The following is a 20,028-nucleotide window of genomic DNA, read 5'->3' as shown; positions in this document are numbered from 1 at the left end:
CATGGGGTCTGAATCATGAAAAAATCTCTGGCAACCGTTTCCATTTCCGGTTCCCTGGAAGACAAGCTGCGCGCGGCCGCGAAGGCGGGCTACGACGGCGTGGAGATTTTCGAGAACGATCTGACCCAGTACGACGGCACGCCGGCCGATGTGCGCGCCCTGGCTGCGGAGCTTGGGCTGGACATTCTGGCCTTGCAGCCCTTCCGCGATTTTGAGGCCATGCCCGAACCGTTCCGCTCGCAGAATTTTTACCGGGCCCGGCGCAAGTTTGAGTTGATGCACGAATTGGGCACGAAACGCCTGCTGATCTGCAGCAATGTCTCCCCCCATGTCATCGACGACCGGGACCGGGCCGCGGCCGACCTGGCCGAACTGGCCGAGATGGCCCGCCTCGAGGGTTTTTCTGTCGGGTACGAAGCCCTGGCGTGGGGCCGTCACGTGGCGGATTACGATGTGGCCTGGGACATCGTCAAGCGCGCCGACCATCCCAATCTGGGCATCATCCTGGACACCTTCCACATGTTCGCCCGGGGCAACACGCTGGATCTGCTGCGCGACGAGATTCCCGTCGACCGGATTGCGCTGGTGCAAGTGGCGGATGCCCCCAGCCTGCAGATGGACGTTTTGCACTACAGCCGCCATTTTCGCTGCTTCCCGGGGCAGGGCGACCTGCCGGTGACCGAGTTTGTGCAATGCCTGCGTGACAAGGGCTTCGACGATTACCTGTCCCACGAGATCTTCAACGACGAATTCCGTGCGTCATCGCCGCTGGAGAAAGCCGTCGATGGCATGCGCTCGCTGATCTGGCTTGAAGAGAAGACGGCGCCGGCGGCCGATACGCCGACGGTGCCGGAGATCACCGACGTGGAATTCATCGAATTCGCGGTGGCCGGTGACAGCGGCGAGGAGCTGATCCAGCTGCTGAAGACCCTCGGTTTCCGCGAGACCCATCGCCACCGCTCCAAACAGGTCAGCCTGATGCGCCAGGGGGATATCAACCTGGTGCTCAATCGCGAGCCGGCCAGTCAGGCCCACGAGCACTTCGAAAAGCACGGCGTTTCCGTCTGCGCCTTGGCCCTGGCAACCTCCGACCTGACGCAGATGCTGGCCCGCACCGAGCGCTATCGCAGCACCCGGTTCGCCAACCAGAGTGGCCCGGGCGAGCTGAACATCCCGGCGATTCGGGGCATTGGCGACAGCCTGGTGTACCTGGTGGAAAAGCGCGAGGGCGTGCGCTTCTTTGATGTGGACTTTCTCCAGGTGGGATCGACTGATACAGACGGGATTGGTCTGGAGAGTATCGACCACATCGGCCAGACCGTCTCCAACACTGACTTCCTGTCGGCGTCTTTCTTCTACAAATCGCTGTTTGGCTTCGACGTGGAGCCCAGCACCGACCTGCCGGATATCTACGGGCTGGTGGTCAGCCGCGTGGCCATGAGTCCCAACGGGCGGGTGCGGATTCCTATCAACATGTCCGCCGCCCGGGAGGCGTCGGCGCAACGGTTCCTCAGCAAGTCACGGGGATCCGGCGTGCAGCAGATCGCCTGCACCTGCGACGATATCTTTGCCGCGGCAGAAGCCATCGGCAGTGAGCACCTGCTGCCCATTCCGGACAACTACTACCGGGACCTGGATGCCCGCTTTGCGATCGATCCGGAGCAACTGGCGCGCATGCAGGCACTGAACATCCTCTACGATCGCAACGACGACGGGGAATTCTTCCACGCCTACACGCGGGAAGTGCACGGTGTGTTTTTTGAGGTGGTGCAGCGGAAGGGCGGTTATAACCGCTATGGCGAGGCCAATGCCCACATCCGCCTGGCTTCCCAGGCGCGGGAATACCGCCGGGAAGCCAACTGAAATAGGGCTGTTTTAAGCCAGTTTCGGCACCTTTTTCATGCCGCGCCGGATGGCCTGTTCCAGACCGGCGCTGATCACCTTGCCGCTGAAGGGGATGAAGTCGTCGAAGCGGATGGTGTAGTTCACCACGGTCTTACCGGCGACATCGGCAAAGCGGATGCGGCCCAGGTGGTTGCGGATCGGGCTCATGCTGGTCACGGTGTATTCGATCAGCGCGTCCTGCTCAAACGCGATCACCGTTTCCTCCAGGCCGAGCGGGCCGACACCGATGCGGCGGACGGAACCAACGCCATTGGGGTCGGCCTGGTTGCTGTCCTTGATGCGCTTGATCGGGGCGCCGAGCACGCCGCCCAGTCGCTTGTGGTCGGAGAACAGGGCAAAGACCTTGTCCTTCGGCAAATCGTATTGTTCCTGAATTTCAATGGTATAGCTGGCCATGTCTGGGTCCGTTCTTGTTGTCAGGTGGTCCAGACTATCAGTTTTTCCCGTCAACTGAAGAGGGCGGTCTGCTCCTGACCATCATTTGGCCCTCAATGCCGTCGGGTATGCCGGTAATCCCGCGGCGACACGCCCATCACCTTCTTGAACAGGCGCGAGAAATAGTAGCTGTCCTCGTAGCCCAGGCTGTCGCTGATCGACCGGAACGACAGGTCCGAGTTGTCCAGCAACTGGCAGGCCCTTTCCACCTTGAGGTGCAGGAAATGCTGGATGGGCGCGACGCCGGTCAGTGAGCGGTAGCGGGTCGCGAAGTGGGCCGGCGACAGGCCGGACAGTTCCGCCAGGTTTTCCAGGGTCAAACGCTCATCCAGGTGTTCCTTCATGAAGCCGTGCAGGCTGTCCAGGTCCAGCGGCTGGCGATGGGCCAGCGGTTCGGCACACAGCGGAACGGCGGTCAGCAACTGGCGTAACCGGTTGGCCGCGTGGATCAGCCCCGATGGGCGAAAGCCGGTTTGCTGGACCGATAGCAGACCGTTGAAATCCACCAGCAATCGCGGCTGTTGGCCCACGTGTCGAATCAGCGTTTGCCGGGAAAACCCCATGTGTTCGTTGAAGGCCCCGGCAAGGGATCCGGCGAAGTGGACCCAGTGCAGCGACCAGGGCTGGTCGGTGTCCGCGCTGTAGCGGTGGGCGGCGCCCTTGGGCAACAGCAGCAGGTCGCCGGCGTGGATATGGTGGCTTTCGCCTTCCACATTCAGGTGTGCCCGGCCGTCGGTGCAGTAGATCAGCAGGTGGTCGTCGTGATGCTGGCGATGCATGTGATGGCCCCGCGCCTGCCGGTAATGGCCGAAGGCCAGCGGATACAGGTCCCGGGTCAGCGGGTGGGTGTCGAGCATCTGCACCATGCGCGACGGCACCACGTAGCGGATGCTGTCCGATGGCAGCGGCCATTGTGACGTGCGGGTCATTCTCCGTCCTGATTGTTGTTGTGAGTGTTTTCGAAAAATAATCCATCACGAGCGAAATTTAGTCAATCTAATCATCTATTCCGCTGTGCTAGGATCATTTCAAAGTCGGTGCTGAAGCGGTGTGTGTCGCTTGAGTACCTCCTCCTTTCCGACAAGAACAACAGGGGAATCCATATGAAAAAAGTGCCACTTTTTATTGAAGGCGAGTTTTGCCAAAGCGCGACCAACGACTGGATTGAAGTCACCAATCCCGCCACCAACGAAGTGATTGCCCAGGTGCCCTGCGCTACCGAAGACGAGATGCAGCGTGCCATCGCCAACGCCGGCGAAGCCTTCAAGACCTGGAAGGAAACCCCGGTGTCCGAGCGGGCCCGTCTGATGATGCGTTACCAGGCCCTGCTGAAAGAGCACCACGACGAAATCGCCGAAATCCTGTCCCTGGAAACCGGCAAGACCTTCGAGGACGCCAAGGGCGACGTTTGGCGCGGCATCGAAGTCGTGGAGCACGCGGCCAACATCCCGTCCCTGATGATGGGCGAGACGGTCGAGAACGTGGCCCGCGAAATCGACACCTATTCCTACACCCAGCCGCTGGGCGTGTGTGCCGGCATCACCCCGTTCAACTTCCCGGCCATGATTCCGCTGTGGATGTTCCCGATGGCCATTGCTTCAGGCAACACGTTCATCCTGAAACCCTCCGAGCAGGATCCGCTGACCCCGACCCGTCTGGCGGAACTGTTCGTCGAAGCGGGTGCGCCCAAAGGCGTCCTGCAAGTCATCCACGGCGCCAAGCCGCAGGTAGACAAGCTGCTGACTGATCCGGCCATCAAGGCGGTGTCCTTCGTCGGTTCCGTTCCGGTCGGCCGATACATCTATGAGACCGGCACCAAGAACATGAAGCGCGTACAGAGCTTCGCCGGCGCCAAGAACCACATGGTGGTCCTGCCGGATGCGGACAAGGATCAGGTGATCAGTGCCCTGGTTGGGGCGTCTGTCGGTGCCGCCGGTCAGCGTTGCATGGCGATCTCCGTGGCCGTCTTCGTGGGCGAGGCCCAGGAGTGGATTCCGGAAGTGAAAGAGGCCCTGGCGAAAGTGCGTCCGGGGGCCTGGAACGACTCGGGCGCCAGCTACGGTCCGGTCATCAGTGCCAAGGCCAAGGATCGGATCGAACAGTTGATCGGTCGTGGCGAGGAAGAGGGCGCACGCCTGCTGCTGGACGGTCGCGGTTGCACCGTGGACGGTCTGCCGGACGGCAACTGGGTTGGCCCGACGCTGTTTGCCGGCGTGAAGCCGGAGATGGACATTTACAAGGAAGAGATTTTCGGCCCGGTCCTGAGCTGCATGGAAGTCGACAACCTGGGTGAGGCGATCGAACTGATCAACAACAGCCCCTACGGTAACGGCACTTCGATCTTCACCAACTCCGGTGGTGCGGCCCGTCGCTTCCAGCATGAAATTGAAGTGGGTCAGGTGGGGATCAACATTCCCATTCCGGTGCCCCTGCCGTTCTTCTCCTTCACCGGCTGGAAAGGCTCGTTCTACGGCGACCAGCACGCCTATGGCAAGCAGGCTGTGAAGTTCTACACCGAAACCAAGACCATCACGGCCCGCTGGTTCTCCAGCGACGCGGTGGCGGGACCGAACTTCTCCATCCGCATGCATTAAGGGTGGCCGGTTATGGATTTCGCGCTGAACGAAGACCAGCTGGCCTATCGTGATGCCGCCAAGGCTTTCGCCGAGAAGGCCATGGCGCCGCATGCGGCCGGTTGGGATATCGACCATACCTTCCCGCTGGAAGTGATCCGCGAGGCCGGGGAACTCGGCTTCTGCGGCCTCTACACGCCGGAAGACTGCGGCGGCATGGGGCTGTCACGGCTGGACACCTCGGTCATCGTCGAGGAACTGGCGGCGGCCTGTCCGTCCACGGCGGCCTACATCACCATCCACAACATGGCCACCTGGATGGTGGCCTGCTTCGGCAGCGAGACCGTGAAGCAGGACATCGCGCCGCGCATGGCCAGCGGTGAGTGGCTGGGCTCCTACTGTCTGACCGAACCCGGTGCCGGATCGGACGCCGCCAACCTGCAGACCAAGGCGGTCTCCGACGGCGACGGCTATCGCCTGACCGGCTCCAAGGTGTTCATCTCCGGGGCCGGTGCCACGCAAATGCTGGTGGTGATGGCCCGCACCGGCGCGCCGGACAGCGGCGCCAAAGGCATCTCCGCGTTCGTCGTCCCGGCGAACAGCGAGGGCATTCACTACGGCAAGTCGGAAGACAAGATGGGCTGGCACAGTCAGCCGACCCGCCAGGTCAGTTTCGACAATGTCTACGTGCCGTCGGAAAACCGGCTGGGCGAGGAAGGCGAGGGTTTCCGCTTCGCCATGAAAGGGCTGGATGGCGGTCGCCTGAACATCGCCACCTGCTCACTGGGCGGCGCCCAGGCGGCCTTGTCGCGTACCCGGGATTATATGCACGAACGTAGCCAGTTCGGCCGTCACCTGGCCGACTTCCAGGCGTTGCAGTTCAAGCTGGCGGACATGGCGACCGACCTGGTGGCGTCCCGGCAGATGGTGCGGCTGGCGGCCTGGAAGCTGGATCACGGCGATGCCGAGGCCACGCTGCACTGCGCCATGGCCAAGCGGTTCGCCACCGATGCCTGCTTCGAGGTCTGCAACCAGGCCTTGCAACTGCATGGGGGCTACGGCTACATCCGTGAATACCCACTGGAGCGTTACGTGCGCGACCTGCGGGTGCATCAGATCCTGGAAGGCACCAACGAAATCATGCGACTGATCGTCGCCCGCCGGGTGCTCGAGTCCGGCGTCGTCGAAGCGATTCAATAAGGAGAACACGGTAATGAGCGATCTGATCCAGCTCGAAAATCGCGGGCATGTAGCCATCCTGACCATCAACAACCCACCGGCCAACACCTGGACCGAAGAGTCCCTGGGTGCCCTGGCAGAGACGATTGAGGCCCTGAACGCCGACCGCAATATCTTTGCCCTGGTGGTGACCGGGCAGGGCGAGAAGTTCTTCTCCGCCGGCGCCGACCTGAAAACGTTTGCCGACGGTGACGAAGGCCGTGCCAACCGCATGGCCCAGGCATTCGGCCACGCCTTTGCGACCCTGAGCCGGTTCCGCGGCGTGTCGATTGCGGCGGTCAACGGCTACGCCATGGGCGGTGGTCTGGAATGCGCCATGGCCTGCGACATCCGAATCGCCGAAGAGCACGCCCAGATGGCCCTGCCGGAAGCGGGTGTTGGCCTGCTGCCCTGCGCCGGCGGCACCCAGAACCTGCCCTGGCTGGTGGGCGAGGGCTGGGCCAAGCGCATGATCCTGTGCGGTGAGCGTGTGAAGGCGGACAAGGCCCTGGACATCGGTCTGGTGGAAGAGGTGGTGCCCACCGGGCAGTCGCTGGAGAAGGCCATCGAGCTGGCGGAGATGGCGTGCAAACAGAGCCCGTCGTCCATCGCCCGCTGCAAGTCGCTGGTGATGAGTGCCCGTGACGGCCGGTCTCACGACGATGGCTGGCGCATGGAGCGCGAGCTGTTCGTGGAACTGTTCGCCACCGATGACCAACGTGAGGGCGTCAACGCCTTCCTGGAAAAACGCAAACCCGAATGGAAGAACCGGTAACGGTTGGAGTCAGCATGTCAGAACAAGCCATCCTCTTTGACGAGAAGGCGGCCGCCGGTGGCAAGCGCATCGGCGTAGCCACCCTGAATCAGCCCAAGGCGCTGAATTCCCTGTCCCTGCCCATGATCCGGGCGCTGGAAGACCGGCTCGACCAGTGGGCAAAGGACGACGGGATTGCCGCAGTCTGGCTGGAAGGCGCCGGCGACAAGGCATTCTGCGCGGGCGGTGACATCGTCGCCCTGTATCGCTCCATGACCGAAGGCGCGTCTGGCCCGGACGAGGGCGTTGAGTTCTTCACCGAAGAGTACGCACTCGATTATCAGATCCACACCTTCCCGAAGCCGGTCGTGGCCTGGGGCCATGGCTTCGTCATGGGCGGCGGTGTCGGCCTGCTGGCCGGGGCGTCGCATCGCGTCGTCACCGAGCAGTCGCGGGTGGCGATGCCGGAAGTGACCATCGGTCTCTACCCGGACGTCGGCGCCAGCTGGTTCCTGAACCATATGCCCGGTCACCTGGGCCTGTTCATCGGTCTGACTGGTGTCCACCTGAACGCGGCGGATGCCTGTTTTCTGGGGATGGCGGACCGGCGGATTGCCCACGATCACAAGAACGCCGTGCTGGACGCGCTGGTGCAGTCGGAGCAGCTGTCCGTGTCGGCGGAAACGGCGGTCAACAGCGTCCTCCGCACGTTCGAGCGGGAATCCGTCGCGGTCATGCCGACGTCCGCCGTGCGCGAGCGCCTGGACGCCATCAACACGATGATGGACGCGGACGATCTGGCCACGCAGGTGCAGCGCATCGCCGACTATGACGGCGACGATGTCTGGTTCCAGAAGGCCGCCAAAGTCGCCAGGACCGGCTCGCCCACCACCATGGCGATCCTGGACCGCCAGCTGCGGGAAACCCGGCTGGACGGCCTGAAGACGGTTTTCGACAAAGAGCTGAAGCTGTCGACCCGATGCCTCGAGAAGGGCGAGTTTGCCGAAGGCATCCGGGCGCTGCTGATCGATAAGGACAAGCAGCCCCGCTGGCGGTATCCGTCGCTGGAGAATATGGATCCGGCTTGGGTAGAGAGTTTTTTCGAGTAGATTTAATTGGATCATTGGGGATGGCCTCCCCCCTCTCCCCCGGCCCCTCTCCCTCGAGGGGAGAGGGGGGCTTTAAAGGCGATCTCGAGGAAGAGCTCCCTCTCCCCTTGCGGGAGAGGGTTGGGGAGAGGGGGATTAACCGCTGCTAACGACCGAACAAAAACAACAGGAGAACGAAACATGGCCAACATCACCTTTATCGGACTGGGCAACATGGGCGGCCCCATGGCCCACAACCTCATCAAGGCCGGTCACGCCGTGACGGTCTTTGACCTCTCCGCCGATGCGGTCAAGGCACTGGTGGACGACGGTGCCCGCACCGCTGATACCGTCCATGCTGCCGCCGAGGGCGCAGAAGTCCTGATCACCATGCTGCCGGCCGGTGAGCATGTGGAAGCGGTTTATCTCGGCGACGAAGGGCTGCTCAATACCCTGACGTCGTCCACACTGGTCATCGATTCCTCCACCATCGCGCCGGAAACCGCCCGGGGCGTGGCCGAGAAAGCGACCGAAAAGGGCATCGCCTTCCTGGATGCCCCGGTGTCCGGCGGTGTGGGCGGTGCCAAAGCCGGCACGCTGACTTTTATCTGCGGCGGCGAGGATACGGCCTTCGAGAAGGCCAAGCCGATCCTCGAGGGCATGGGCAAGAACATCTTCCACGCCGGCCCCCACGGCGCCGGTCAGGTGGCCAAGATCTGCAACAACATGCTGCTGGCGATCCTGATGAACGGCACCTGCGAGGCGCTGGCGCTGGGCGTGAAGAACGGCCTGGATCCGTCAGTCCTGTCCGAGATCATGCGCCAGAGTTCCGGCGGCAACTGGGCGTTGAACGTCTACAACCCTTGGCCGGGTGTGATGGAGGGCGTGCCAGCGTCCAATGACTATCAGGGCGGCTTCCTGGTGGACCTGATGAACAAGGATCTGGGCCTGGCGTTCGACAACGCCATCAAGAACAAGGCACCGATTCCCATGGGCTCGCTGGCGCGTAATATGTACGCGCTGCATGGCCAGCAGGGGAACGGTCGTCTGGACTTCTCCAGCATCCAGCGCTTCTACCGCGGCGAAGAATAGGTCCGCGAACATGACCACCGCGTCATCCGCATGGATTCGCGGTGGTCGACTCCGCTAGACTGTGGCGACAAAAACAGACGGCACCGCAGCCCACAAGGAGTTCCCCCTGCATGACCGACGAGTCCCGACAGTCCGGTTCCGATAACGAAGACAACGACGTCACACCCGACACGCGCACCCTGGCTGGACTGACCATCCCGAACAACCTGGCGACGCCCATCTACGGTCTGTTCACGCTCGGGATTCTCTACACGCTCTACGTTGCTCACCAGATCATCCTGCCGATTACACTGGCAATACTGGCCAGCCTGCTGATGGCGCCAGCGGTGCGGGGCGCCCGCAAGCGCTGGAGGGTACCTCGTGGCGTGACGGCCCTGGTACTGATCCTGGGGCTCTTGGCCGGTATGGCCGGCGTAGGCTGGGCGGTGTCGTCACCCATCATGGAATGGGTCGAGAAAGCCCCGGAAGGTATGTCGCGACTGCTGGTGGGCGGCAAGGGCATCACCGCAAGTCTGGAACGCGTTACCGAATCGGCCCGCAAGGTCGAGAAGAAGATGGATGAGCTGTCCAAGGGGGATGAGCCCACCAAGGTGGTGGTGCAGTCCAACTCCTGGCAGCAGACGATGTTCACCAAGTTGCGTAATGGCGCCACCGGCCTGGCGTTGGCGTTGGCCCTGAGCTACTTCCTGCTGGTCAGCGGCGACAACCTGATCCGCAATTTCGTGCGTCAGCTGCCGAGGGACGACCGACGTATGGTGCTGCGGGTGGTCCGGGATTCCCAGTCCCAGATTGCCCAGTACCTGATGGTGATCAGCGCGAGCAACCTGCTGGTCGGCGTTTTGACCGGTCTGATGTGCTGGGCCGTGGGCTTGCCGTCCCCAGTGGTCTGGGGGCTGATTGCGGGGCTGGCGCGTTTCGTCCCGTATCTCGGGGTCATCGGCACCGTTGGCCTGCTGGCGGTGATCTCGCTGACCACGCTGGACCAGTTGTGGATGATGATGATCGCGCCGGTGGGCTATCTGGCACTGACCTCGGTGGTTGGGTTTTTCCTGGAGCCCTATATCCATGGTTTCCGGATGTCGATCAATCCCGTGGTGATCTTCCTGTCGATTTTCTTCTGGGGCTGGCTGTGGGGCGCGATTGGTGTCGTGATGGCGGTACCGCTGATGACCGTCCTGCAGGTGGTGTTGAAGCAGATCCCCAGGCTGCGTCCGGTCTACCGCGTCATTGCCCGCTAGGACCCGGCCGGTATCGGTCGCCTGGCGACGGTTCCGGGCGGCTTTCCGATTCGGTCCGCCCGGCGTTTGATCCGTTAGGGCTGCCCCCCCCCCCCTATACCCACGGCTGGAAAATGACCTAACCTGACAGGTGAACCGTAAAGCGATGCTTGTGTCGCCATTCGAACACAACGAAGGGAGGGTGTGATGTCCCCAGCAGCCAGAAAATTCGTCCGATCCGTTCGAGTCGATGGATGGGACCAAATGTTACGTGGTGCAGGCGTCGGCCCGTCAAACCGTTTGGGGGTGACGTATGAAGGATGACCACAGCCCGCACCGGATGCGGTCCATCGGCCTGATCGATATGCAGTCAGGCGGCGATGTCAGCCGCATCATCACCTACGGGGTCGGGCAACTCCCCGGCGACTCGGTGCTCGAGAAAATGCGCTACATCCAGCAACACGGGGACGGATTCCGGCGCCTGTTGTTGTCTGAACCCTACGGCGATCCCTACATGTCCCTGGACCTGATCGTCGAACCGTCCAATCCCAAGGCCCAGGCGGGCTACATCATCATGGAGGCGATGGGGTATCCCCTGTATTCAGGCTCCAACACCATTTGCACCGCCACGGCCGTCCTGCAGAGCGGGATTATCCCGATGGAGGAGGGCGAGCAGTCGATCGTGCTGGAGTCACCGGCCGGCCTGGCGCACATCAAGGCCTACAATGAGAACGGCCGGGTCCAGTCGATCACCACCCAGGGCGAGCCGGCCTATGTGGAGGCCCGGGATCAGGTTGTCGATGTGCCGCATTACGGCCAGGTTCGCTACGACCTGGTCTGGAGTGGGGCTTATTTCGCGCTGGTGGACGCGGCCCATTTCGGTTTCAAGCTGACCGCGGATGAAATGCCGGCCTTGGCCGCTTTTGGTCATGCCCTGGTGACGGCGGCGCGACCGCAGGTCACCCAGCAGCATCCGGAGCTGGGCGAGGTCGGCCCCTTGCCGTTCGCCCATTTCATGGGCCCACTGGAGCCGGTGGGCAGCGAGGGTTATCGAACGCCGTCGGCGACCTATGTGCATCCCGGCGTGATTTGCCGCAGTCCCACCGGGACCGGGACGTCCGCACGACTGGCGCTGATGTACGACGCCGGCGACATCCACGAAGGTCAGTGGATCGAGACCGTCTCGCCACGGGGCAGCTCGTTTGTGGGCAAGGTACTGGGCGAGGCGACCGTCGCCGGGCACCGGGCCATGGACAGCGACATCACCGGCAGGGCCTGGACCCTGGCCCGCTCCGAAATCGTGGTGGATCTTGACGACCCATTGGTGGACAGCACGGATCTGGAAGACGTACTGGATACCTGGCCCGGCTGATCTCCCTGAACACCGGCGTCCCACCTGGGCCGCCGGTGCCTCCCGTTCTCTTTGCGTCTCCGTGGCGCATCAATTGCAACCTCTCCCTGGCACGACGACGGACCGGGCCTTTTCCGGGCGAACGCCTGCTTTTGAGGCACCACCGCAGTGCACACGACCAACAATGGGGAGAGTGTCATGAACAAAGAACTGATGACCGCCAGGATTCTGGATGCCAAGAACAGCAAGGGGATGACTTGGGAAGCCATCGCGGAGGCCGTCGGCCTGTCGCCGGTTTTCACAACGTCCGTCTGCTTCGGCGCCAACAGCATGACCGAAGACAAGGCCTCAGCGCTGTGTGAGGTGCTGGGACTCGACGGCGAGGTGGCCGCGGCGCTGCAGGATTGCCCGTACAAGAGTTGGGACTGGACGGTCCCCAAGGACCCGCTGATCTACCGTTTCTACGAAGTGACGGGTGTCTACGGCGATACGATGAAGGCACTGATCCATGAGAAATTCGGTGACGGCATCATGAGCGCCATCGACTTCACCCTGTCGGTAGACAAGGAGGAGAACCCGGCGGGCGACCGGGTTGTGGTTACCATGAACGGGAAGTTCCTGCCCTACAAGAAGTGGTGACTGCCGCCCCGGACTGATCGGCTTGGCCAAATTTTTCAGCTCGTGCCAGTCCGCGGAATGGTCTGCTAATCAGGATGCAAATCGGTATCAATAAATGCTATCGGAAAATGTTTTACAAATGAGAATAATTCTCATATTGTAATTGCTAATGGCATTGATCGATTTTGTCCAAAGAGGGGCTGACCATGCAGATGCTGTTAAGGAAGAACCGTCTGGTCGGGAATTCCGGGGCACCACTGGATAAAACCGCACCCCGCGACCGGGAACTGCTCGAGGGCCTCAAGGTGGCCGGTATCGCGCTGGGCGTGGCGCTCGTCGCCGGCCTGCTGTCGGCGACCGGCGGCGCATTTTGAAGTTGTCGCGGGCCCGGTAACGGGCCCGGCTGTTTTCAGGTGCGGATACGGCCGGCCAGTCGATTGGCTTCGCCGGCCATGCTCTCCAGTTCCGGGACGGTGGCCAGGTTGTTCTGGGCCGCCTTGCTCATGGCTTCTGAAATTTCAGCCACGCCGGCCACGTTCCGGTTGATATCCTCGCAGACACTGGTCTGCTCTTCCGCGGCGGTGGCCACCTGGGTGGTCGCATCGTTCACCTGGGTCATCCGCTGGCGGATATCCCCCAGGCTGGCCCTGACCGTCGAGACCGCTTCACTGCTTTGTTGACCGACCACCTCGCTGGCGCGCATGAATTCCATCGCATCGCGGGAGCCGGATTGAATCGTTCCGATGATGCGATCGATTTCTACCGTGGCGTCCTGTGTCTTGGAGGCGAGGGTACGCACCTCATCGGCCACCACTGCAAAGCCACGGCCCGCTTCGCCGGCCCGTGCCGCCTCAATGGCGGCGTTCAGCGCCAGCAGGTTGGTCTGGTCGGCAATCTCCCGAATCACTTCCATCACCTTGCCCACCTTCTGGCCATCATCGGCGAGCTTGGACACGGTGTCGCTGGAGCTGCGGATCTGGGCAACCAGCCGTTCCATGCTGTCGACGGCGGACTCGATCTGGTTGTCCGCATCATCGGTCTGCCGGGCCGTCTCATTGACTTCACTGGCGACGGTGGCCGCATGACGGGCCACATCCTGTGCCGTGGCGGACATTTCGTTCATGGCCGTCGCAATCTGGTCGATTCGCAGGTGGGCGTCCTCGGCACGGTCCGACACCATATTGGCGTTGGTGCGTATGGTATCCCGGGTGCCTTCCAGCTGGCCGGCATTGCGGCTGAGCTGGTGGCTGGTCTCGACCAGGAAACCGTGCAACTGTCGGGCCGCATCGGCCAGTTTGCCGAGCTCGTCCCGGCGCTCAAGGGTGGCAGCCTGGGTGGCGTCGCCATCACCCAGCCTTTGGATATTGCTGATCAGTTGCTGGGTGGGGCGGATAACGGCCCGCACCAGAACGATGACACAGCCCATCGTTCCCAACAGGATTGCCAGCAGGAGAACGGCACCGAGGGTATGGGCGCGACTGGAAACGTCCTGTTCCAGACGATTGAGGTCAGCCACGGCATCCGCCCGGATATCCATGGCGGCTTTCTCAATAAGCTGGCTGGGCTCGCGATCAATGCCGCGAACGGCGGCATCGCCGACTTTGTGATCAAAACCGGAGTCGACAAAGGCTTGAAAGCCTTTTTGGTAGGCCTGTCCCATTTGCTGATGCGCCGCCTGGAAACGGGTCAGGATATCCCGGGCCTTGTCATTGCGAAGGCGCGGTAGCAAATCCTTCAGCGCGGCCTGGACTTTGTCTTCCTGATCCTGGAACTGCTGCCAGTACTTCTTCCGATCGTCGGCCTTGTGGCCGCGCATCAACGTATTCTTCCACTCCTGCACCTGAGTTTTGAATTCACTCAGTATGTCCTGCACTTCCATGGCCTGGCCCAGATCCCGTGATCCCAGGGTGTAGAACTCATCCTTGACCTCCAGCGAATAGCTGAAGTAAAGCCCCGCAACGATGGCGATGACCAAGTTGGCGCCGATAATAATCGTCAGCACCCGATTCAGGATACTCCGGGTGTACCAGTGCATCAGTTAACCCTCAAACAAGACAATAAGGGTCGGATCGGTTGTTCCGACCCGACTGGCGCACAAGTCTATGAAAGAAAGATTACAGTTTTATTAAGATCCGTTTGTGGCGTGCCGTGTTACACCGTTTTCAGGACGGTGGCACTGTGGCGGGTTTGCGATGCCACGTTGTGGATCCGCAAGGAGGCCAGCGCTGAATCGGGGTCACCGACTTCAACGCCTTGTACAAACTCGTCGATGCTTTCAGCAAGTTCGTCCGGATGGCTCAACGGTGCCCAGTGTCCCGCGTCCATGTCCCGGCGATACAGGGCGGGGACCCACTCGCGCAGGTCTTCGAACAGCTGGGCGCCCACGTAGCGATCCTGTCTGGGGACGATCAACTGCACCGGGCAGCGCGCATAACGCACGCGGGGACTGAGCAGATGGGGCAGCATATTGGCCCGATACAGGCGAATGCCATCGCGGCCGTCGGCTGTCTGGTGGGGGTTGGGCGCGTCGTCGGCAATGCCCTCGCTGGCCTTCAGGTAGGCCGGCCAACGCTCTCCCAGTGTGGTTTCCCACAGCGTGGGCGCGACCCAGGGCAGTTGGAACGCGAAGATATACCAGGAGCTGCCCAGCTGTCGCAGAAGCTGGCCGACCCGGCCCGGTGTGGGGCGGGCCAGACGGGCGCGCATCCAGTGACCGACGTGGTCGAGGCAGGGACCGGACAGCGTGGTGAAGGACGCAATGCGGTGTTGCAGGGGGCGGCCGGTGACCGACTCCCAGCTCTGGATGGACCCCCAGTCGTGCGCGACCAGATGGAAACGGCGGTCGGGCAACAGGGCATCGACCACGGCTTCCAGATCCCGCGCCAGCAGGGACATGCGGTAATCCCGGGTCCGGGCGGGCCGGTCGGAAAGACCCGCTCCACGGACATCATAGGTGACGACATACCAGTTGGACGCGAGGCGTTCGGCTACCCCGTTCCAGACCTGCTGGTTGTCCGGGTAGCCGTGTACCAGAACGATAGCCGGCGCTTCGGGATTGCCCCGGGTGGTGGTGAAAAGCTGTACCCCGCAACCCTGAATGTGTTGTTGTGTGGCCATGGGTGACTCCTGCAGACGACGGGTTCGGATAAAGGACCACTCTAGCGCCCGCGCCATCGTTCTTGGTTGGCCGCAGGGGCCGCGTTGTTTACCGTCAGGGCCAAACCTTCACTGGCAAACCGGGAGGCAATATGGAACAGGCAAACCCCGTCATTCTGTTCGATGGAGTTTGTTTTTTCTGTCAGTTCTGGGGGCGGTTTGTGCTGCGCCACGACCGGGCCCGCCGCTTCCGGCTGGGAACCTTGCAGTCGGAGGCCGGGCAGGCGCTGTGCCGGGAAATGGAGGTGCCGTCGGAGGCGATGGATAGCGTGGTACTGATTGAGGGCCAACGTGCGTTTCGGCGCAGTGACGCGGTTCTGCGGATCCTGGCGGGGCTGCCGTGGCCCTGGCGTTGGCTGGCGGTGTTCCGCTGGGTGCCCCGGCCGTTGCGGGATGGCCTCTATGACTGGATCGGCCGGCACCGCTACCGCTGGTTCGGCCGTTATGAAACCTGCCCGGTTCCGGCTCCGGAAGACCGGAAGCGGTTCATTGATGGCTGAGCGGTTATTACTGCCAAAGCGCCTTTAGCGGCGTGTCTGGATCAAACCGGTACTGCAGCTGCGCCATCAGCAGTTCTGCCGTGGCGAGGGCGTCAGTCAGGGCGTGGTGGGGCGCGTAGTAGGGCAGCCCGTATCGGGTGCGGCTGTCGGCCAGGCGAATGGACTCCGGCTTGCGCCCGCGCAGCCGGTCCCAGAGGCTGGGTGGCTTCTGCCGGTGCCAGCGGGCTTCCAGTTCCATGGTGTCGATGACCGGGAATTCGATGCCTTCCTCCAGGCGCCAGCGCAGGGCGGCATCGAGGAATGACCGTTCGATGTGGCGAAAGTGGACTACCACAATGCGCCCGGCGAGCGCCTCCAGTAGTTCGTCCAGGATTTCCCGGAGATCCGGCGCCACCCGCACTTCCGAGTGGGTGATGCCGTGGAAGGTGACCGATTCGCGGTGCAGCGGAAGCACCGGGCGAACCACCCAATGGCGGGCATCACGGCAAAAAATCCGGTGCGTGTTGAACGGCACCAGGCCGATGCTGACGATGGAGTGTGTGTCGGCATCCAGACCGGTGGTTTCGAAGTCCAGGGCCACCATGGGCACATCCTGCATGGGCGTATCCCCTGCCGGCGCGCCAGCGGCGTAGTAACGCTGCAACGCCGGTGTGTGCGCCGTTGCCGCAAGCGTTTCGAAGCGGGTCGGCCAGTCCAGGGCCTGGGCGGCGGCTGTTGAACCGGGCATGGCTGCGGTCCCCATCAGTTGATCGATCCGCCGCCGCTGGCGTGATAACGGTGGCGCAGGAACTTCTGGGCATTGCTGATGACCTGAAAGGCTTCCTTCAGGTTGCGGCGTTCGAAGCGGGTCAGGTTTTCCGGCTCGATGTTGTTGTCCGGATCCCGGCCGGCCTCGATATCCAGGGCCTGATGGCGGATGCGGACAATGGCGATCAGCTCCAGCGCATCGCGCAGGTTGTTGGCCACGCCCTCGGCCAGCAGCTGGGTTTCTTCGATGGCATTGATTCGGTTGAAGGTATTCTGCGCCCGGGAGCCGCAGGCCAGTGCATGCACACGCACCAGATCCGACAGCGGCGCGGTACCGCGCCGCTTCAGGTTGATCGAGTTGTTGTGCTTGCCGTCGTTCTCCATTACGAAGTCACGGAAGAAGCCCAGCGGCGGTTTGCGATTCAGGGCAGCGTGGGCCAGGTAGGCCAGGAATCGCGGCGTACGCTGGGCCTTGGTGGCGATCAGGTCTTTCAGCACCTCGGCGAACTGGGTTTTCCCGGCAATGCCGTCCAGGTCGAAGAAAATAGCGCTGTTAAGCAGCGACTTGGCGTCGGGCTTCTCGATCCACTCGGTGAAGTATTCCTTCCAGACCCGCAGCGGCTGACGCCAGGCCTGATTGGTGGCCATGATGTCGCCGGTGCAATAGGTGTAGCCGCATTCTGCCAGGCCATCGCTGACAAACTTGGCCAGCGCCTTGAAGTACTCGTCGTGTTCTTCCGGGATGAAGCTGTCGTCCAGCACCAGGGCGTTGTCCTGGTCCGTCACGATCAGTTGTTCGTCCCGAGCCATGGAGCCCAGCGCCATGAAACAGTAGGGGATCGGCGGCGGTCCCAGTTGTTCTTCGGCCAATTCGAGCAGACGCTGGGAAATGGCCCGTCCGATACCCGCCATGGCACTGCCGATCATGTGCGAGTTGGCGTCCTCGTTGACCATGCGCACGAACGTCGCTGCCTTGTCCCGGCTCAGGCGTTTGAGACCTCGAACGTCCACCTGATGATGGATGTTGCTGACCAGGTAGAGCCCGCTCTGGGACTCATACTTGACGATGTCCGACAGCGCGACCACGCCCACCGGCTTGTTGCGATGCAGCACCGGCAAATGGTGTACGTTGCTGCGCAGCATGGTCAGCATGGCCTCGAAGACGTACTTGTCGGACCGGATATAAACCAGATCCGTGGACATGATCTCGCTGACCGGCGTGTCGTAGTCGAGCCCCTCGGCCAGGGCCCGGGTGCGGAGGTCGCGATCCGTGATGATGCCGGCGACCATCGGGTTGTCGCCGGGTTTCCATTCCTGATCCATCTGTTTGCCGGGATTCGTCAGGATCAGGGCCGAAACGCCTTCGTCAGTCATCAGTCGCGCGGCGTCCCGGATGGAGACGGTGGCCTCTGCGGAAACGGGCTTTCGGGTAATCAGCCGCCGGACCCGCGAGGTCATCAGCGGGTTGGCTTTCTCCTGCCTGGAGACAGCAGCGCGCAGGCGGCCCTGGTCTTCAATGTCGAAAAAGTCCGCAAAATGGTCGCCGGCTTCCCACAATTCCTGGAACAGGGCGTCCGGAATCAGGTAGATCAGTGTGTCTTCGATGGCCGTGGCCGGGTAGCGCACCTTTTTGTTCATCATCAGGCCAAGCTGGCCGAACAGGTCACCCTCACTGAGACGGTTGTAGAGTTCACCGTTGCGCCGGTAGACTTCCACCGCGCCGCTGCGGATGAAATAGAGGTCGCCGATGGGTTCGCCATAGGTCAGGATGGTCGAGCCCGCGCGGTAGTAGGCGACTTCCACCTGTGTTGCCAGACGGTCGATGGTGTCTTCCGGCAGGTCATCGAACGGGGCGAACCGTTTGATGTGATCTCTGATCTCGATCTGTTCGACTTCCATGAGGCATTCGATCCTGACGTTGCTGTAGCCATCATTCTGGCAGAGTTTTTGAAATGGACTCAAATCAGGGAGTCACCGCCCGGCGGACCGCCGGGCCTTCAGCCATGACCCAATCCAATCCCCTCAGTCTGGTGTACGAAGACGACGAGCTGCTGGCCGTGCACAAACCGGCCGGTCTGCTGGTCCACCGCAGCCCCATCGACAAGCGCGAGACCGAGTTTGCCCTGCAGTACGCCCGTGCCCTGAACGTGGGGCAACATGTCTACCCGGTCCACCGTCTGGACCGGCCGACGTCCGGCCTGCTGCTGTTCGCCAAGGATCCGGACGTGGCCCGTCTGCTGGGCGCGCAGATGATGGCCCACGAGATTTACAAAACCTACCTGGCCATTGCCCGGGGCTGGCCGGAAGAGCAGGGCACGGTGGATTACCCGCTCCGGGAGGAGCCGACGGATCGCCGTCTGAAGGGGCAAGCCACCGCAGTACAGGAGGCGATCACGGATTATGTGCGTCTCGGCGTCAGCGAAATTCCCTACCAGGTGGAGGGCTATCCCACCAGTCGCTACGCGCTGATGGCGCTGTATCCCCGCACCGGGCGACGCCATCAACTGCGCCGCCACATGAAACACATCAGCCATCCCATCATCGGCGACGCCAATCACGGCCGCGGACGGCACAACCGGTTTTTTGCCCAACACTTTGGCGAAACCCGGCTGTTCCTGGCCTCCGTCGGCATGAGCCTGACCCATCCGCTGACAGGTGAGTCCCTGGTGCTCAGCACCGCTCCGGAAGCCAGCTTTGCACGTGTTGCCACAGCCCTCGGCTGGGGAGCGCTGGTCACTGAACCCATGCCCCTGCCTCAGTAGCTGCGCCCGTGTAACGGCCTCCAGGCGACAGCACGTCATTGCCCGGGCTACCCGGACGGCTCTGGAACGCCGCGGTCAGGACGACATTGGCACCCGTCAGGACCGATCCGATCCCAAAAGCGGCGCCGTGTGCTGCCAGCCGTCCCCCGCCTCGACCCGAATATCCCGCGCCGTGACCGGCTCGCCGCATTCGGAGCAGACCATCTGCGGGTGCATGGCGTGACCGCACCCCTTGTGGATGTGCTTGACGGGTGCGCCCCGTTCGTCGGTCATGTGCTTGTCGCCCCAGTTCACCAGGGTCAGGATCACGGTGTGCAGGTCCAGGCCCTTCTCGGTGAGGCGGTACTCTTCACGGCGGGGGCGTTCCTGGTAGGGCGCCTTGTAGAGCACATCGTGTTCCACCAGCTTTTTCAGACGATCGGTCAGGACGTGACGAGTGATGCCCAGGCGGCGCTCGAAGGTCTCGAACCGGCGTACGCCAAGGAAGCAGTCCCTCAGGATCAGCAACGTCCAGCGATCGCCCACCACGGACAGGGTCCGGGCCAGTGAACAGGGCTGTTGATCCAATTCTTCCCAACGCATCCAGCAACATCCTTCGGTGATAGGTGCCTC

19 protein-coding genes are annotated in these 20,028 nt (G+C 62.4%); 12 read left to right on the top strand and 7 right to left on the bottom strand.

Features of this window, described 5'->3' with window-relative positions:
- Positions 1-15 precede the first annotated feature (15 nt).
- The gene (locus J3364_RS17200; RefSeq protein ID WP_349559470.1) at positions 16-1,863 is read left to right on the top strand and encodes a bifunctional sugar phosphate isomerase/epimerase/4-hydroxyphenylpyruvate dioxygenase family protein; all 1,848 of its coding nucleotides are present in this window, start codon (positions 16-18) and stop codon (positions 1,861-1,863) included.
- 12 nt (positions 1,864-1,875) lie between these two features.
- Here J3364_RS17200 and J3364_RS17195 read toward each other — a convergent pair whose 3' ends face one another.
- Together J3364_RS17195 and J3364_RS17190 are read right to left on the bottom strand one after the other, a co-directional pair.
- Positions 1,876-2,301, bottom strand: a complete 426-nt coding sequence (locus tag J3364_RS17195; RefSeq protein WP_123635283.1) for an SRPBCC family protein — start codon at positions 2,299-2,301, stop codon at positions 1,876-1,878.
- A gap of 92 nt (positions 2,302-2,393) precedes the next feature.
- Positions 2,394-3,269 (bottom strand): AraC family transcriptional regulator, encoded by an 876-nt coding sequence (locus J3364_RS17190; protein WP_349559469.1) that lies wholly within the window; start codon positions 3,267-3,269, stop codon positions 2,394-2,396.
- A 174-nt stretch (positions 3,270-3,443) separates the two neighbouring features.
- Between J3364_RS17190 and J3364_RS17185 the strand changes: the two genes are divergently transcribed.
- The 9 genes from J3364_RS17185 (at position 3,444) to J3364_RS17145 (ending at position 12,625) form a co-directional block, all read left to right on the top strand.
- Positions 3,444-4,934, top strand: a complete 1,491-nt coding sequence (locus J3364_RS17185) for a CoA-acylating methylmalonate-semialdehyde dehydrogenase (RefSeq protein ID WP_349559468.1) — start codon at positions 3,444-3,446, stop codon at positions 4,932-4,934.
- Positions 4,935-4,946: 12 nt separating this feature from the next.
- Positions 4,947-6,113, top strand: a complete 1,167-nt coding sequence (locus tag J3364_RS17180; protein ID WP_349559467.1) for an acyl-CoA dehydrogenase family protein — start codon at positions 4,947-4,949, stop codon at positions 6,111-6,113.
- A 13-nt stretch (positions 6,114-6,126) separates the two neighbouring features.
- Positions 6,127-6,906, top strand: coding sequence for an enoyl-CoA hydratase (locus J3364_RS17175; protein ID WP_349559466.1), 780 nt, complete (start codon positions 6,127-6,129; stop codon positions 6,904-6,906).
- 14 nt (positions 6,907-6,920) lie between these two features.
- Positions 6,921-7,994 carry an enoyl-CoA hydratase/isomerase family protein gene (locus J3364_RS17170; RefSeq protein ID WP_349559465.1) on the top strand — a complete coding sequence of 358 codons (1,074 nt, stop codon included), beginning with the start codon at positions 6,921-6,923 and terminating at the stop codon, positions 7,992-7,994.
- 180 nt (positions 7,995-8,174) lie between these two features.
- Complete coding sequence (gene mmsB, locus J3364_RS17165) at positions 8,175-9,065, top strand: 3-hydroxyisobutyrate dehydrogenase (RefSeq protein ID WP_349559464.1); 891 nt, start codon at positions 8,175-8,177, stop codon at positions 9,063-9,065.
- Between the two features lie 110 nt (positions 9,066-9,175).
- Entirely contained in the window at positions 9,176-10,303 is a 1,128-nt protein-coding gene (locus J3364_RS17160) for an AI-2E family transporter (RefSeq protein ID WP_349559463.1), read from the top strand.
- 292 nt (positions 10,304-10,595) lie between these two features.
- Positions 10,596-11,654 (top strand): proline racemase family protein, encoded by a 1,059-nt coding sequence (locus tag J3364_RS17155; RefSeq protein ID WP_349559462.1) that lies wholly within the window; start codon positions 10,596-10,598, stop codon positions 11,652-11,654.
- 177 nt (positions 11,655-11,831) lie between these two features.
- Complete coding sequence (cynS, locus tag J3364_RS17150; protein WP_203142584.1) at positions 11,832-12,272, top strand: cyanase; 441 nt, start codon at positions 11,832-11,834, stop codon at positions 12,270-12,272.
- A gap of 185 nt (positions 12,273-12,457) precedes the next feature.
- Complete coding sequence (locus J3364_RS17145; RefSeq protein WP_349559461.1) at positions 12,458-12,625, top strand: hypothetical protein; 168 nt, start codon at positions 12,458-12,460, stop codon at positions 12,623-12,625.
- 35 nt (positions 12,626-12,660) lie between these two features.
- Here the strand turns inward: J3364_RS17145 and J3364_RS17140 are convergent, their stop codons facing one another.
- Positions 12,661-14,286, bottom strand: a complete 1,626-nt coding sequence (locus J3364_RS17140; protein WP_349559460.1) for a methyl-accepting chemotaxis protein — start codon at positions 14,284-14,286, stop codon at positions 12,661-12,663.
- Between the two features lie 116 nt (positions 14,287-14,402).
- A complete protein-coding gene (locus J3364_RS17135; protein ID WP_349559458.1) occupies positions 14,403-15,368 on the bottom strand; it encodes an alpha/beta fold hydrolase in 966 nt (321 codons plus the stop codon).
- 131 nt (positions 15,369-15,499) lie between these two features.
- Between J3364_RS17135 and J3364_RS17130 the strand changes: the two genes are divergently transcribed.
- Positions 15,500-15,907 carry a thiol-disulfide oxidoreductase DCC family protein gene (locus J3364_RS17130; RefSeq protein ID WP_349559457.1) on the top strand — a complete coding sequence of 136 codons (408 nt, stop codon included), beginning with the start codon at positions 15,500-15,502 and terminating at the stop codon, positions 15,905-15,907.
- Between the two features lie 7 nt (positions 15,908-15,914).
- Here J3364_RS17130 and J3364_RS17125 read toward each other — a convergent pair whose 3' ends face one another.
- Both J3364_RS17125 and J3364_RS17120 read right to left on the bottom strand, forming a co-directional pair.
- Positions 15,915-16,634 carry a 3'-5' exonuclease gene (locus J3364_RS17125; RefSeq protein WP_349559456.1) on the bottom strand — a complete coding sequence of 240 codons (720 nt, stop codon included), beginning with the start codon at positions 16,632-16,634 and terminating at the stop codon, positions 15,915-15,917.
- Between the two features lie 14 nt (positions 16,635-16,648).
- Positions 16,649-18,553 (bottom strand): putative nucleotidyltransferase substrate binding domain-containing protein, encoded by a 1,905-nt coding sequence (locus J3364_RS17120; RefSeq protein ID WP_349559455.1) that lies wholly within the window; start codon positions 18,551-18,553, stop codon positions 16,649-16,651.
- A gap of 104 nt (positions 18,554-18,657) precedes the next feature.
- Between J3364_RS17120 and J3364_RS17115 the strand changes: the two genes are divergently transcribed.
- On the top strand, positions 18,658-19,416 hold the full coding sequence (locus tag J3364_RS17115; RefSeq protein WP_349559454.1) for a pseudouridine synthase: 759 nt from the start codon (positions 18,658-18,660) through the stop codon (positions 19,414-19,416).
- A gap of 96 nt (positions 19,417-19,512) precedes the next feature.
- Here J3364_RS17115 and J3364_RS17110 read toward each other — a convergent pair whose 3' ends face one another.
- A complete protein-coding gene (locus J3364_RS17110; protein ID WP_349559453.1) occupies positions 19,513-19,998 on the bottom strand; it encodes a winged helix-turn-helix transcriptional regulator in 486 nt (161 codons plus the stop codon).
- Positions 19,999-20,028 lie beyond the last annotated feature (30 nt).

It is taken from the genome of Marinobacter sp. NFXS9 (assembly GCF_040148665.1).
Classification (GTDB): domain Bacteria; phylum Pseudomonadota; class Gammaproteobacteria; order Pseudomonadales; family Oleiphilaceae; genus Marinobacter_A; species Marinobacter_A mangrovi.
This window is presented reverse-complemented; position numbering and strand designations above follow the sequence as displayed.